At 70.5% G+C, this 13,391-nt stretch carries 11 protein-coding genes; 7 read left to right on the top strand and 4 right to left on the bottom strand.

Annotation, left to right across the window (positions count from 1 at the left end):
- Position 1 precedes the first annotated feature (1 nt).
- The 4 genes from BUQ68_RS02795 to BUQ68_RS23550 all read left to right on the top strand — a co-directional run bounded on the left by BUQ68_RS02795 (position 2) and on the right by BUQ68_RS23550 (position 4,212).
- Positions 2–1,099 carry an ABC transporter ATP-binding protein gene (locus BUQ68_RS02795; protein ID WP_075214427.1) on the top strand — a complete coding sequence of 366 codons (1,098 nt, stop codon included), beginning with the start codon at positions 2–4 and terminating at the stop codon, positions 1,097–1,099.
- Positions 1,092–2,087: an ABC transporter ATP-binding protein gene (locus BUQ68_RS02790; RefSeq protein ID WP_075214426.1), complete on the top strand. Its 996-nt coding sequence runs from the start codon at positions 1,092–1,094 to the stop codon at positions 2,085–2,087. The genes BUQ68_RS02795 and BUQ68_RS02790 overlap by 8 nt, the downstream gene beginning before the upstream one ends.
- A gap of 141 nt (positions 2,088–2,228) precedes the next feature.
- The gene (locus BUQ68_RS02785; RefSeq protein ID WP_075214425.1) at positions 2,229–3,854 is read left to right on the top strand and encodes a dihydroxyacetone kinase subunit DhaK; all 1,626 of its coding nucleotides are present in this window, start codon (positions 2,229–2,231) and stop codon (positions 3,852–3,854) included.
- 181 nt (positions 3,855–4,035) lie between these two features.
- Entirely contained in the window at positions 4,036–4,212 is a 177-nt protein-coding gene (locus BUQ68_RS23550; protein ID WP_175577717.1) for a hypothetical protein, read from the top strand.
- A 23-nt stretch (positions 4,213–4,235) separates the two neighbouring features.
- Here the strand turns inward: BUQ68_RS23550 and BUQ68_RS02780 are convergent, their stop codons facing one another.
- From BUQ68_RS02780 to bchE, 4 genes are all read right to left on the bottom strand, one after another.
- On the bottom strand, positions 4,236–4,721 hold the full coding sequence (locus tag BUQ68_RS02780) for a DUF305 domain-containing protein (RefSeq protein WP_075214424.1): 486 nt from the start codon (positions 4,719–4,721) through the stop codon (positions 4,236–4,238).
- Between the two features lie 100 nt (positions 4,722–4,821).
- Positions 4,822–5,316, bottom strand: a complete 495-nt coding sequence (locus tag BUQ68_RS02775; protein ID WP_083656187.1) for a DUF1622 domain-containing protein — start codon at positions 5,314–5,316, stop codon at positions 4,822–4,824.
- Positions 5,317–5,367: 51 nt separating this feature from the next.
- Positions 5,368–6,075: a bacteriochlorophyll 4-vinyl reductase gene (gene bchJ / locus BUQ68_RS02770; protein ID WP_083656186.1), complete on the bottom strand. Its 708-nt coding sequence runs from the start codon at positions 6,073–6,075 to the stop codon at positions 5,368–5,370.
- A gap of 1 nt (position 6,076) precedes the next feature.
- Positions 6,077–7,771 (bottom strand): magnesium-protoporphyrin IX monomethyl ester anaerobic oxidative cyclase, encoded by a 1,695-nt coding sequence (gene bchE, locus BUQ68_RS02765; protein ID WP_075214423.1) that lies wholly within the window; start codon positions 7,769–7,771, stop codon positions 6,077–6,079.
- Positions 7,772–7,929: 158 nt separating this feature from the next.
- On the opposite strand from bchE, the gene BUQ68_RS02760 reads away from it, so the two are divergent.
- The 3 genes from BUQ68_RS02760 to BUQ68_RS02750 all read left to right on the top strand — a co-directional run bounded on the left by BUQ68_RS02760 (position 7,930) and on the right by BUQ68_RS02750 (position 13,390).
- Positions 7,930–9,831 (top strand): sigma-54-dependent Fis family transcriptional regulator, encoded by a 1,902-nt coding sequence (locus BUQ68_RS02760; RefSeq protein ID WP_075214422.1) that lies wholly within the window; start codon positions 7,930–7,932, stop codon positions 9,829–9,831.
- A 207-nt stretch (positions 9,832–10,038) separates the two neighbouring features.
- Positions 10,039–11,838 (top strand): NAD(P)/FAD-dependent oxidoreductase, encoded by a 1,800-nt coding sequence (locus BUQ68_RS02755; protein WP_075214421.1) that lies wholly within the window; start codon positions 10,039–10,041, stop codon positions 11,836–11,838.
- 250 nt (positions 11,839–12,088) lie between these two features.
- Positions 12,089–13,390 carry a PQQ-dependent sugar dehydrogenase gene (locus BUQ68_RS02750; protein WP_075214420.1) on the top strand — a complete coding sequence of 434 codons (1,302 nt, stop codon included), beginning with the start codon at positions 12,089–12,091 and terminating at the stop codon, positions 13,388–13,390.
- The last annotated feature ends 1 nt before the right edge of the window (position 13,391 follow it).

The raw sequence follows: 13,391 nt of genomic DNA, 5'->3' as shown, positions 1-13,391 counted from the left end.
GATGGCGCAGATCAGAATCAACAACCTCCGCAAGGAGTTCGGCGCCTTCACGGCGGTCCGGTCGTCGACCTTCACCATCGAGGACGGCGAGTTCTTCATGCTCCTCGGCCCCTCCGGCTGCGGCAAGACCACGACGCTCCGGATGATGGCGGGTTTGGAACTGCCGACCGCGGGCGAGATCTACATCGACGGCGAGGAGGTGGCGCAGAAGCGCGCGAGCCAGCGTGACATCGCCTTCGTGTTCCAGATGTTCGCGCTCTATCCGCACATGACCGTCGGCGGCAACATCGGCTATCCGCTCCGCTCGCAGGGCATGAGCCGCGCCGACACGAAGGCGCGCGTGATGGAGGTGGCGAAGATCCTCGGCATCGAGACTATGCTGGCCAAGCCCGTCGGCGGCCTTTCCAGCGGCGACCGCCAGCGGGTGGCGCTCGGCCGGGCCATCGTGCGGCGGCCGAAGGCCTTCTTCATGGACGAGCCGCTCGGCGCGCTCGACGCGGAGTTCCGCGAGCACATGGCGGAGGAGCTGCGGGCGCTCCACGACCGCATGGGCGCCACCACGGTCTACGTCACCCACGACCAGTTGGAAGCCATGCAGATGGGCGACAAGATCGTCGTCATGAACCACGGCGTGGTGGAGCAGTTCGGCGTGCCGCAGGACATCTACGACTGGCCGGCGACGCTGTTCGTCGCCAACTTCATCGGCTCGCCGCCCATGAACGTGCTGCGCTTCCCCGGCACGGTGGCGGCCGGAGACAGCCGGATCGACCTCGGCGGCGTGCCTGTGGACGTGCCGGTGACGCGGGAGGGCGCGTCCGGCGACCTGGTGCTCGGCGTCCGGCCGGAGCACGTGCGCCTCGACGACGGGGCGCAATACCGGGGCGAGGTGATCGCCGCGGAATATCTCGGCACCACGCAGATCGTGACGCTTCGCACGCCCCACGGCGAGGTGAAGGCGCGCCTTGCCTCCGACCGGGTGGTGCGCCCCGGCGAGACCACGGGCCTCGGCTTCGACGCGCGCACCCTGACGGTGTTCCGCGGCACGGACGGCGCCGCCCTCCGCTCCGCCGCCAACGAAAGGGTGCTCGGTCATGGCTGACGTGGTCCTCAACGCGGTCACCAGGACGTTCGGCGCGGTGACGGCCCTCGACCAGGTGTCGCTGACCGTGCCGGACGGCGGGTTCGTGGTGCTGCTCGGGCCGACTGGCGCCGGCAAGACGACGGTGCTGCGCATGGTCTCCGGCCTCGACCGGCCGGACGCGGGCGACATCCACATCGGCGGCCGACGGGTGACGGACCTGTCGCCCGCCGAGCGGAACGTCGCCATGGTGTTCCAGCAGTATTCGCTCTACCCGCACCTCACCGTGCGGGAGAACCTCGCCTTTCCGCTGAAGTCGCCGATCCTGCGCACGCCGCCCGCCGAGATCGAGCGCAAGGTGCGGCAGGTGGCCGAGACGCTGCAGATCGCCCACAAGCTCGACAACCGGGCGACGGCGCTCTCCGGCGGCGAGATGCAGCGCGTCTCCATCGGCCGGGCGCTGGTGCGCAATCCGGCGGTCTACCTGATGGACGAGCCGCTGAGCTCGCTCGACGCGAAGCTTCGGGCGGACCTTCGCATCGAGCTGAAGCGCATCCAGGCGGACACGGGCGCGACCTTCCTCTACGTGACGCACGACCAGATCGAGGCCATGACCATGGCGACCCGCGTCGGCGTGCTGGACGAGGGCGTCCTCGTGCAGGTCGGCAGCCCGCGCGAGATCTACGAGAATCCGGTCAGCGTCTACGCAGCGAGCCGGCTCGGCCAGCCGCGCATCAACCTCCTGCCGGCCGATCTCTTCGCCGGGGCGCCGCCCGCCGCGCGCACCATCGGCCTTCGGCCGGAGCAGATCCGCCAGGGGGAGGGGGAGGAGAGCGTGGTCACCCGGGTGGAACGCCTCGGCGACCAGACCCGGCTCCACCTCGATTTCCGCAGCCACGCCATCGTGACGGTCACCGAACCGCACACGCCGCTCGCCACGGGTGACATCGTCAGGATCCGGCCCGAGCGGCCGTTCTACTTCGACGCCTCCGGCGCCAGGGTGCCATGAAACCAAGCTCGTCACGTCCCGACCTGTCGGGACGTGACGAGCGCAGGCAAGCCCGACCGGGCGCCGGCCGGTCAGGCCGTTACGCTCATGACGGTCGGACACGTCCGAACGCCATGAGCCAAGCAAAAGAAGGGGGGACAAATGACCCAGTTCATCAACAAGAAGGAAGACATCGTCGCCGAGGCGATCGACGGGCTGGTGGCGGCCTCCGGTGGCCGACTTGCCCGGCTGGACGGCTTCCCGCACATCCGCGTCGTCGTGCGCGCCGACTGGGACCGCTCCAAGGTGGCGCTCGTCTCCGGTGGCGGCGCCGGGCACGAGCCGGCGCACGCCGGCTTTGTCGGACCGGGCATGCTGACGGCGGCGGTGTGCGGCGACGTGTTCGCCAGCCCGTCGGTGGACGCGGTACTCGCCGGCATCCTGGCCGTCACCGGTCGCGCGGGCTGCCTCCTGATCGTGAAGAACTACACCGGCGACCGGCTGAACTTCGGCCTCGCCGCCGAGCGCGCCCGCGCCTTCGGGCTCAACGTGCGGGTCGTCATCGTCGACGACGACGTGGCCCTGCCCGACCTGCCGCAGGCGCGCGGCGTCGCCGGCACCCTGTTCGTCCACAAGATCGCCGGCGCGCTCGCCGACAGCGGGGCGGACCTTGCCACCGTCACGGCGGCGGCCGAACAGGTGATCGCCGGCATCCACTCCATCGGCATGTCGCTAGACACCTGCACGGTGCCGGGCGCCCCGAAGGAGGACCGCATCCCGGCCGGCAAGGCGGAGCTCGGCCTCGGCATCCACGGCGAGGCGGGCGTCGAGCAGGTCGACTATGTGGACGCGCGCGGCGCCGTCGCCATGGTGGCGGAGAAGCTCTCGCCCTTCATGCGGCCGGGCGTTCCCCACACCGTCCTCATCAACAATCTCGGCGGCGCCTCGGTGCTGGAGATGCAGGTGCTGCTCTACGAGCTGGCCCGCTCGCCCATCGCCGACCGCATCGGCCACGTGATCGGCCCGGCCGCCATGATGACGTCGCTCGACATGCGCGGCTTCTCGGTGTCGGTCTACCCGGCCGACGGCACCCATCTGGCCGCCCTGGAAGCGCCCTGCGGGCCCGCCGCCTGGCCGGGCATCAGCCGGCTGACGCCGGTGGAGGTCGTCAACCTGCCGGACGGGCTGAAGCCCATCAAGCCGCTGCCCTCCGCCCACGCGCCGACCCGTGCCTTCCTCACCCGCTGCTGCGAGATCCTGATCGGCGCGGAAGCCCTCCTCAACCAGCTCGACGCCAAGGCCGGCGACGGCGACACCGGGTCGACGCTCGCCGGCGCCGCCCGCTCGCTGCTCTCTGTGATGGACGACCTGCCGCTCGCCGACCACACCCAGCTCTGCCGGGCCATCGGCCTGGAGCTCAGCCAGACCATGGGCGGCTCGTCCGGCGTGCTCCTGGCGATCTTCTTCGCCGCGGCGGGCGACGCCGCCTCCAGCGGCCTGTCGCTCACCGAGGCGCTGAAGGCCGGCCTGCAGCGCATGCAGGAGATCGGCGGCGCCCAGCTCGGCGACCGCACCATGGTGGACGCCCTCCACCCGGCCCTCGCCAGTCTCGCCGAGGGCGGCCTGCCGGCGGCGGCCCGGGCAGCCCGCGAGGGGGCCAACGCCACCGCCCAGATGGTGCGCGCCAAGGCGGGCCGCTCCACCTACATCAACGCCGAACAGCTGCGCGGCCATGCCGACCCCGGCGCGGAGGCCGTCGCCATCCTGTTCGAGCGCCTGCAGGGATGAATTGGAGGCTGAGCAAGGCCCGAACGGCTGCCGGCGCTCGGCCGGCGGCCGGCCTTTCGGCGGCCGATGAGGAAAATTTGTTAAGACAATCGTGGAGAACTCGATTCAGCGCTTGCAAGAATCGAAGCCGGCTACGATTTTGCGGGTCCTCAGAGGGACGAGGATGGGGAGGACAGCGTCCATGGATGCCCGGATTTCTTCCGCCGAAGCCGTGACGACCGAATTCGAGCGTGCCGTACCCGCCGAGATCCAGCGCATCTTCGACATGCGCTTCGCGGGCAGCTTCCAGACGCCGGAAGCCTTCCGTGAGGCCGTGCGCCGCGCCAAGGCCGCGCGGATGTCCCGCGCCGCCGCCTGACACCGCCGCCGGCCGCGCGTCCGTCATGGGCGCGCGGGCAGGATCGGCGCGTCCGCCGGCACGGGCTCGGCGGAGAGCGCGTTCAGAAGATCCTCCATTTCGCCGATCTCGCGGCGCTGGGCCTTGATGATCTGGTCGGCGAGTTCACGGACGCGCGGGTCGCGGATGTTCGCCCGCTCGCTCGTGAGGATGGCGATCGAGTGGTGCGGGATCATCGCCCGCATGTAGGCCTCGTCCTCCACCGTGGTCTGGCTGCGCACCAGCCAGAGCGCCAGGACGAACACCGCGGCGGCGCCCACGAAGATGCCGGCGTTGAGGGCGCGGCGCCGGTACATGCCGAGCATGAAGGCCAGCATGATCACCGCCATCGCCGCGCCCATCACCAGCGCCATGTAGAGCCGCGTTTCGCTGAAGCGCACGTGCTCGAACGCATAGGTGTTGAGGTACATGAGCCCGTACATCACGACGGTGGACGTCGTGATCATGGCGGCGAAGCGGACGTAGCTCATCGGCGGCTCCGGGGTTCGGGTCAGTGCGGCAAGGCCGCTGCCTGTCGAACCGACCTGTCCCGGCATCGTTCCGCTTCGGGTATCGGGCGTCGCCCCTTCGCTACGACGCCGCCTTCTCCGCGTCAGCCTTGCGCCAGGGCAGGCGGCCGTCGATCTCCACCTCCAGCGAGAAGCTGAGGAAGGTGCGGATCAGGACGATGCCGGCGAGCACCGCTAGGCTGTCGAGGGTCGGCTCGATGGCGACCGTGCCGATGATGTCGGCGGCCACCAGGAACTCCAGACCGAGCAGGATGGCCTGACCGACGCTCGACCGGTAGGCCTTGAAGCTGTCCGGTCCGCCGTCGCCGGCCATCAGGCGCTTAAGGTAGAGGCCGGTGGCCGCGATCCCGCCGATCAGGATGACGGCGATGCCGGCGATCTCGATCGCTCGCGTGGTCCCGTGCAACAGACCGCCGAGGACGTCGGAAGAGACCTCCGCGTGGTCCTGCGCCAGGGCCACCCCGGCGAGGAGGAGGAGAAGCCCGGAGGTCGCCGCGCCGAGGAGGGCGAGCCGATTGGGGCGGCGTGCAGTTGGGGTGGCAGCGTCCGATGTCATGCGGGGGCCCGGTCTGGGGATTGGCGAAAAGCGCCCTCCGCGCGGATGGTATCACCCGCTGGTAAACGGCGTGCTGACCGGGGCGGACCGTGACGTCGCTGCGCGTGCCGGGCGCTTGCGCCGGCCCGGCGCGGTCCGCAGCTCGAAGCGGCAGGCCGAGGCGCCGGCGGCGGCGCAAGCGGTTTCGACCACGCGGGCGTCCGGATCGACGAGGGCGCCGAAGAGGCGCTCCAGCACGGCGGCGTGCCAGTCACAGAGCGGCGCGGCGGCCGTCTCGCCCCGGATCAGCGGGTTGTCGGCGATCTCGAAGGCGAGCGGCCGGGTGCCGGCGATGCGGAAGCGGCCGGTTCCGGCGAAGGTCCAGGCGTGGGCGGCGATCGCCCGGGCGAGGATGCGGGCCGCGACGGCCCGCGGCAGGATGCGGATCACCGCCTGGGCGAGCCGTGGGATGCGGTGGACGAGGATATAGTCGGCCGTCCGCCGGCCGGCCTCCACGGCGACGGCGCGCGCGTCCCCGGCAAGGCGCGCGCGCACCGCGTGGTGGACGGCGGCCACCACCCGCTCGTCCACCATCGCGTCCGCTGCAGGCGCTCTGTCGAGGCCAGCGTCGGCCAGGACGGCGCGCGAAAGCGCGTCACCCCCCCGTGCTTCCAGCACGGGAAGGAGCTGGAGGATCGCGTTCGGGCCGATCCGGCCCGTTCGCGCGTCCGTGGGCTCGCCCGGCCGGAAGGTCGTCCGGCCGGTCGTGTCGCCGGCCATGTCAGATCTCGTCCATCTGGCGGGTGCCGCCGCCGCAGGCCCGGACGGCCACGGCCTCGATCGCCCCGGCCGCGAGCACGTCGCCCTCGGGTTGGCGTGCCGCTGCGGCCCGCTCCTGTGCCCGGGCCTTGCCCTGCTGGCGGATCGCCTCGCGCCGCTCGGCCGCCCGCGCGGCCCGGTCGGCGGCGGCCTCCCAGTCGTCGGTCTCGGCTTCCGCGAGGGTGCGGCTGGCGTCATAGTCGAAGTGGGCGGACCCCTTGGTCTGCGGACCCCAGTAGCCGGTCTTGCCGAGGTCGTAGAAGGTGCGCTGCACGCCGGCCTTCAGGAAGGCGCGCAGGCACCCGAGCAGGTAGCGCCGCCGGTAGCCGGTGCCGCGCCAGGGATAGTGGAACAGCGCCTTGCGCATGTAGAAGCGCCGGTAGTTCTTCATCACCCCGTCGAGCAGTTCGCCGCGCGTCAGCGCCTGCGGCTTCAGGATGGGCGTGACGAAGTTGTACTTGGAGAAATCGAAGTTCTCGACCTTTTCGCGCATCTCCTGGAACAGGGGCGTGAACGGCCAGGGGGTGTACATCGCCCAGTTGGCAAGGTCCGGCTGCCAGTCCCAGGCCATCTGGAAGGTCTCCTCCAGGGTCTCGGCGGTCTCGTTGTCGAGCCCGACGATGAACTGCGCCTCCACCAGGATGTCGGCCTCGCGCAGCAGCCGGATGGCCTCCTTATTCTGCGCGACGGTGGTTTCCTTGTTGAAGCGGTCCAGCTTCATCTGCGCCGCCGCCTCGGTGCCTAGGCTGACGTGGACGAGGCCGGCCTTGCGGTAGAAGGGCAGGAGCTCGCGGTCGCGGTAGATGTCGGTGACGCGGGTGTTGATGCCCCATTGCACCCGGCGCGGCAGGTCGCGGGCGATCAGCTCCTCGCAGAACTCCACGAACTTCTTGCGGTTGATGGTGGGTTCCTCGTCGGCCAGGATGAAGAAGCCGACCTGGTAGTCGTTCACCAGCCGCTCAATCTCGTCCACCACCTTCTTCGGGTCGCGCACCCGGTAGTCGCGCCAGAACTTCCACTGGCTGCAGAAGGAACAGGTGAACGGGCAGCCGCGCGCCATGTTGGGGATGGCGACGCGCACGCCGAGGGGGATGTAGGTGTACTTCGGCCATTCCAGGATAGACCAGTCCGGGTCGATGCCGTCCAGGTCCTTGATGGTCGGGGCCGCCTCGGTCGCCACGATCTCGTCGCCGACCCGGAAGGCGATGCCCTTGATGGCGCGCTGGTCGGCCGGCCAGCGTCCCGCCGCCGCCGCCTGCATCAGGGCCACCAGGATCTCCTCGCCCTCGCCGCGCACGATCACGTCCACCCACGGCGCCTCCAAGAGCACCTGCCGGTACATGAAGGTGGCGTGGATGCCGCCGAGCACGCGGAGCGCCCCCGGCACCCGGTCGCGGGCGATCTCCAGGATCCGCTCGGCCGCGTAGATGGAGGGCGTGATGGCCGTCACCCCCACCACGTCCGGCTTCAGCGCGCCGAGCCGCTCGGTGATGGCCGCATCGTCGAGGTCGTTGGTCATGGCGTCGATGAAGTGGATGTCGTCGAAGCCCGCCCGGCGCAACGATCCCGTCAGATAGGCGACCCAGGCTGGCGGCCAGCTGCCGGCGATCTCGGCGCCGCCGGAGCGGTAATTCGGGTGGATGAAGACGATGCGCATCAGGGCCTCCCATCAACTGTCCAGACAAGTTAACAATTCGTCTGTCCAGTCGATTTGACAGAGATCAAGCCGGCGCCGCTCGTTCCATGCGCATCCGCCTACGCGCCGTTTGCCGGCGCAGCGCCTTGGTGCCACACTCGCACCGGGAGGAGCGCGCGATGGTGTCGACCCGTTCGCACATCGAGGAGATCGCGCGCGTGGCCATGGGAAGCGAGAGCCGGCGCGACGAGCCGGTCGTCCAGTCGTGGCTGCGCTGCGTGAACGACTACCAGCTGGATCCGGCACGGGGGCAGGAGGCCTACATCGTGCCGGAGACCACCCTGAAGGAGCACCGGGAACAGGCCGAGGAGCTGATCCGCATCGGCCGCTCGGGCCTGGAGGCTCTGTTCGGCCACGTGGCGAGCCAGAACTACGTGCTGCTGCTCTCCGACGCGCGCGGCGTCACGGTCGACTTCATGGGCGATCCGACCTTCGACAACCAGTTGCGCAAGGCCGGCCTCTATCTCGGCTCCGAATGGTCGGAGCAGCGCGCCGGCACGTGCGCGGTCGGTGCCTGCATCGTCTCGGGCAAGCCGGTGATCATCCACCAGGACGACCACTTCGACACCACGCACATCGGCCTCACCTGCACGGCCGCGCCCATCTTCGACACGCTCGGCGACCTCACCGCCGTGCTGGACATCTCCCAGCTCCGCTCGCCCACCGCCAAGGCCAGCCAGAAGCTGGCGCTGCACCTCGTCTCCGCCACGGCGCGGCGGATCGAACTCGCCAACCTTATGGCGCGCACCCGCAACGACTGGGTGCTGCGCCTGTCCCGCTCGCCGGATTTCCTCGACGTGGACCCGGACTGCGCGCTCTCCCTCGACGGGAGCGGCCGGATCACCGGCATGACGCACGGCGGCTTCCGGGCGCTCGCCGGCTATCTCGGCCTCGACGGCCTGAAGACGCCCGCCCTCGTCGGTCAGCCGGTGGACCGCTTCATGGACCTCGACGTCAACGATCTGCCGCGCCTCATGCGCGGTCGGCCGGACCGGGAGCGGCTGGTGCGCACCCGGTCGGGTCTGGCGCTCTTTGCCAGCGCCGTCGCCCCGGTTGCGAGCTTCCGCGGCCTGCCGTCCGCCCGCCCGGCCATGCCGAAGGCGCTCCGCGACCTCAGCTTCGGCGATCCCGCCATGGAGGCGGTGCAGACCAAGGCGGCCAAGCTCGCCGCCCGCGACATCCCCATCCTGATCCAGGGCGAGACCGGCAGCGGCAAGGAGTATCTGGCCCGCGCCATCCACGACAGCCGGCCGAGCCCGGGCCGCTTCGTCGCCGTCAACTGCGCCGCCATCCCGGAGCACCTGATCGAATCCGAGCTGTTCGGCTACGCGCCGGGCGCCTTCACCGGCGCCGCCCCGCGCGGGCGGATGGGCCTGATCGAGGCGGCGGACGGCGGCACGCTCTTCCTCGACGAGATCGGCGACATGCCCTATGGGCTGCAGAGCCGGCTCCTCCGCGTCCTCTCCGAAGGGGAGGTGGTGCCGGTCGGCGCGCACAAGCCGGTGCCGGTGCGGCTCCGCCTCATCTCCGCCTCCCACCACGCGCTGGAGACGCTGGTGGCGGATGGCCGCTTCCGCGAGGATCTCTACTTCCGCCTCGCCGCCGCCACCCTCCGCCTGCCGCCGCTCCGCGAGCGCCTGGACTTCGACCGGCTCGCCGAGCACGTGCTCGCCCGCATCGGTCGCGAGACCGGCGAGGTGCGCCACCTGTCGGCTCCGGCGCTGCGCGCGCTCCGCGCCCACGGCTGGCCGGGCAACCTCCGCGAACTCGCGAACGCCCTCCGGGTCGCCGCCGCCCTCGCCGACGGCGAGGAGATCACCGTCGCCGTGCTGCCGGACCAGCTTCAGGGCCTTGCCCCCGCGCCGCCGCCCGCCCGGCCCGGCGCGCGGGTGACGGCGGCGCCGGATGGTCTCCACGCCCAACTCGCCGCCTGCGGCGGCAACGTCTCCGAACTCGCCCGCCGCCTCGGCGTTGACCGCACGACGGTCCACCGCCGCCTGCGGAAGGCCCGCGGGGCCTGACGCGATCAGGCCGGACGGTGCCCACCTGTGGCGCCACACCTGTGGCGAACGCCGTGGCGCGCGCCACGGCCCGGACATTCACCCGGTCGTCTAAGCTGTTCGTCCAGAACGAAAATCGAATTCGCGCCGGTTGGCACGGCGGTTGCCATCTCGGGTCTTGAGGCGGCTTGGAGGAGCTGCCGCCAAGACCAAAACGGGAGGACATCCATGCTCGACACCACGCCCACATCCCGGGTGAACGCCTTCCTGGAGCGCTTCGGCAGTGCCCTGGAGGCTGGCGCCATCGACGAGGCGGTGAGCCTGTTCGCCGCCGAATGCTACTGGCGCGACCTCGTCACCTTCACCTGGAACATCAAGACCGTGGAGGGCCCGGATCAGGTCCGCGACATGCTGGTCCACTGTCTGCCGACGGTGAAGCCGCGCGGCTGGCAGGTGGCGGACGGCACCGAGGCGACGGAGGGCGGCGGCGTCACCGAGGCCTGGATCACGTTCGAGACGGAGGTCGCCCGCGGCTACGGGCTGATCCGCCTGAAGGACGGCCTGATCTGGACGCTGCTCACCACCATGGTGGAGCTGAAAGGCTTTGAGGAGAAGGCCGGCTTCACCCGTCCGCTCGGCGCAAGGCACGGCATCAACGTCGGCGCCAAGACCTGGAAGGAGGAGCGGGAGGACGAGGCCGCCACCCTCGGCTTCACGACGCAGCCCTATGTGCTCATCATCGGCGGCGGCCAGGGCGGCATCGCCCTTGGGGCACGCCTGCGCCAGCTCGGCGTGCCGACGATCATCGTGGAGAAGAACGAGCGGCCGGGCGACAGCTGGCGCAAGCGCTACAAGTCGCTCTGCCTGCACGATCCGGTCTGGTACGACCACCTGCCCTACATCGACTTCCCGAAGAACTGGCCGGTGTTCGCCCCGAAGGACAAGATCGGCGACTGGCTGGAGATGTACACCAAGGTGATGGAGCTGAACTACTGGACCAGCACCGTCGCCAAGAGCGCCAAGTGGGATGACGAAGCCAAGGAGTGGACCGTCGTCGTGGAGCGGGACGGGCGCGAGATCGTCCTGAAGCCGAAGCAGCTCGTGTTCGCCACCGGCATGTCCGGCAAGGCCAACGTCCCGTCCTTCAAGGGCATGGAGCGGTTCAAGGGCGAGCAGCACCACTCGTCCCAGCATCCGGGTCCGGACCGCTACAAGGACAAGAAGGTGGTGGTGATCGGGTCCAACAACTCCGCCCACGACATCTGCGCCGCCCTCTGGGAGAACGGCGTCGACGTCACCATGGTGCAGCGTTCGTCCACCCACATCGTGCGATCCGACCCGCTGATGGAGATCGGCCTCGGCGACCTCTATTCGGAGCGGGCGCTCCAGGCGGGCATGACCACCGCCAAGGCGGACCTCGTCTTCGCCTCTGTGCCCTATCGGATCCTCCACACCTTCCAGAAGCCGGTCTACGACAAGATCCGCGAGATCGACGCCGACTTCTACGCGGCGCTCGAGAAGGCCGGCTTCCAGCTCGACTTCGGCGCCGACGACAGCGGCCTCTTCATGAAGTACCTCCGCCGCGGCTCCGGCTACTACATCGACATCGGGGCGAGCCAGCTCATCATCGACGGCAAGATCAAGCTCGTCGGCGGCCAGGTGGAGGAGATCACCGAGACGGGCGTCAAGCTGACCGACGGCCGCGAGGTCCCGGCCGACGTGATCGTCTACGCCACCGGCTACGGCTCCATGAACGGCTGGGTCGCCGACCTCGTCGACCGGGAGACCGCCGACAAGGTGGGCAAGGTCTGGGGCCTCGGCTCCGACACGCCGAAGGACCCGGGCCCGTGGGAGGGCGAGCAGCGCAACATGTGGAAGCCCACCCAGCAGGAGGGGCTCTGGTTCCACGGCGGCAACCTGCACCAGTCGCGCCACTACTCGCAGTTCCTGTCGCTGCAGCTGAAGGCCCGCATGGAAGGCATCCCGACGCCGGTCTACGGCCTGCAGCCGGTGCACCACAAGGGCTGACCCGCCCGGGGGCCGATAGGCACGGGGACTGATCAAGCACAGGGCAGGCGGCGCCGGTCACCCGGTTCCGCCTGCCGTCCGTCATGCATCCGCTGGCCTTGACGCGCGCGGCCGGATCTTTCAGCGTCGCGACCCTGCCGGCCCGTGGACGATCGGCCGAGGCGGGCCGATGGCGCGGGTTTTCCGCGGGGTCGGCCGCCGCATCGTCCGCGCCCGCCGATTCGCGTCCTGTCCCCCGAGGTCTTGCCTGATGGATTTGTCCGGACCCTTCGCCCGCGTGGTCGCCCTCGTGGGCGGCGCCATGCTCCACGTCCGCCGCCTCTCCGGCGTGCCCTCGCTGCAGGCCGTCGGCACCGCTCCGACCATCCCGGCGGCGAAATCCCAGGGCATGCTGCCGACCCTGAAGATGCCGACCGCGCGCGGCTGGAAGGGCGACGAGGCGCCCGTCGCGGCGCCCGGCCTCAAGGTCAACGCCTTCGCGGCCGGCCTGAAGCACCCGCGCTGGATCGAGGTGATGGCGGACGGCAGCGTGCTCGTCGCCGAAGCATTGCAGGAGGAGGGGCGGGCGGAGAGCCTCTTCGACTACGCCATGATCAGCACCATGAAGCGCGCCGCCGCCGTCGGCCGCAGCCCGAACCGGATCACGCGCCTGCGGGACGCGGACGGCGACGGCCGGGCGGAGCGGCGCGACACCTTCCTCGACGGTCTCAACCAGCCGTTCGGCATGGCCCGCGTCGGCGACACCTTCTACGTCGGCAACACCGACGGCGTGATGGCCTACGCCTTCTCCGAGGGCGCCGACCGGCCGACTGGCCCGGCCCGCCGGATCTCCACCTTCAAGCCGGGCGGCCACTGGACGCGGAGCCTCATCGTCAGCCCGGACGGCACGCGGCTCTACGCCGGCGTCGGCTCGCTCGGCAACATCGGCGAGGACGGCAGAGAGGCCGAGGAGGGCCGCGCCGCCATCTACGAGCACGATCTTTCGTCCGGTACGGTCCGGATCTTCGCGTCCGGCCTGCGCAACCCCGTCGGCCTCGCCTTCGAGCCCTCCACGGGCACGCTCTGGACCGTCGTCAACGAGCGCGACGGCCTCGGCGACGAGACCCCGCCGGACTACCTGACCTCCGTGGTGGACGGCGGCTTCTACGGCTGGCCCTACTGCTACTGGAACCGCATCGTCGACGACCGGGTGCCGCAGGATACCGCCCTCGTCGCCACCGCGCTGACGCCCGACTACGCGCTCGGCGGCCACACCGCCTCGCTCGGCCTCTGCTGGCACCCGGCCGGCACTTTGCCGGGCTTCGGCGACGGCATGATCATCGGCCAGCACGGCTCCTGGAACCGCAGCACGCTCAGCGGCTACCAGGTGATCTTCGTGCCCTTCCAGAACGGCCGCCCGTCCGGCCCCCCGCGCGACATCCTCACCGGCTTCCTCGCCCCCGACGAACGCTTCTCCTACGGCCGCCCGGTCGGCGTCGCGATCGGCAAGGACGGCGCGCTCCTGGTCGCCGACGACGTGGGGGACGTGATCTGGCGGGTGACGGGGGCGTGAG

The sequence above is a fragment of the Mongoliimonas terrestris genome, assembly GCF_001927285.1.
Classification (GTDB): domain Bacteria; phylum Pseudomonadota; class Alphaproteobacteria; order Rhizobiales; family Pleomorphomonadaceae; genus Chthonobacter; species Chthonobacter terrestris.
This window is presented reverse-complemented; position numbering and strand designations above follow the sequence as displayed.

Excerpts from the sequence above, each read along its gene's own strand:
- BUQ68_RS02795 (WP_075214427.1), top strand. The coding sequence starts at position 2 with ATGGCGCAGATCAGAATCAACAACCTCCGCAAGGAGTTCGGCGCCTTC.
- BUQ68_RS02790 (WP_075214426.1), top strand. The coding sequence starts at position 1,092 with ATGGCTGACGTGGTCCTCAACGCGGTCACCAGGACGTTCGGCGCGGTG.
- BUQ68_RS02785 (WP_075214425.1), top strand. The coding sequence starts at position 2,229 with ATGACCCAGTTCATCAACAAGAAGGAAGACATCGTCGCCGAGGCGATC.
- BUQ68_RS23550 (WP_175577717.1), top strand. The coding sequence starts at position 4,036 with ATGGATGCCCGGATTTCTTCCGCCGAAGCCGTGACGACCGAATTCGAG.
- BUQ68_RS02780 (WP_075214424.1), bottom strand. The coding sequence starts at position 4,721 with ATGAGCTACGTCCGCTTCGCCGCCATGATCACGACGTCCACCGTCGTG.
- BUQ68_RS02775 (WP_083656187.1), bottom strand. The coding sequence starts at position 5,316 with ATGACATCGGACGCTGCCACCCCAACTGCACGCCGCCCCAATCGGCTC.
- bchJ (WP_083656186.1), bottom strand. The coding sequence starts at position 6,075 with ATGGCCGGCGACACGACCGGCCGGACGACCTTCCGGCCGGGCGAGCCC.
- bchE (WP_075214423.1), bottom strand. The coding sequence starts at position 7,771 with ATGCGCATCGTCTTCATCCACCCGAATTACCGCTCCGGCGGCGCCGAG.
- BUQ68_RS02760 (WP_075214422.1), top strand. The coding sequence starts at position 7,930 with ATGGTGTCGACCCGTTCGCACATCGAGGAGATCGCGCGCGTGGCCATG.
- BUQ68_RS02755 (WP_075214421.1), top strand. The coding sequence starts at position 10,039 with ATGCTCGACACCACGCCCACATCCCGGGTGAACGCCTTCCTGGAGCGC.
- BUQ68_RS02750 (WP_075214420.1), top strand. The coding sequence starts at position 12,089 with ATGGATTTGTCCGGACCCTTCGCCCGCGTGGTCGCCCTCGTGGGCGGC.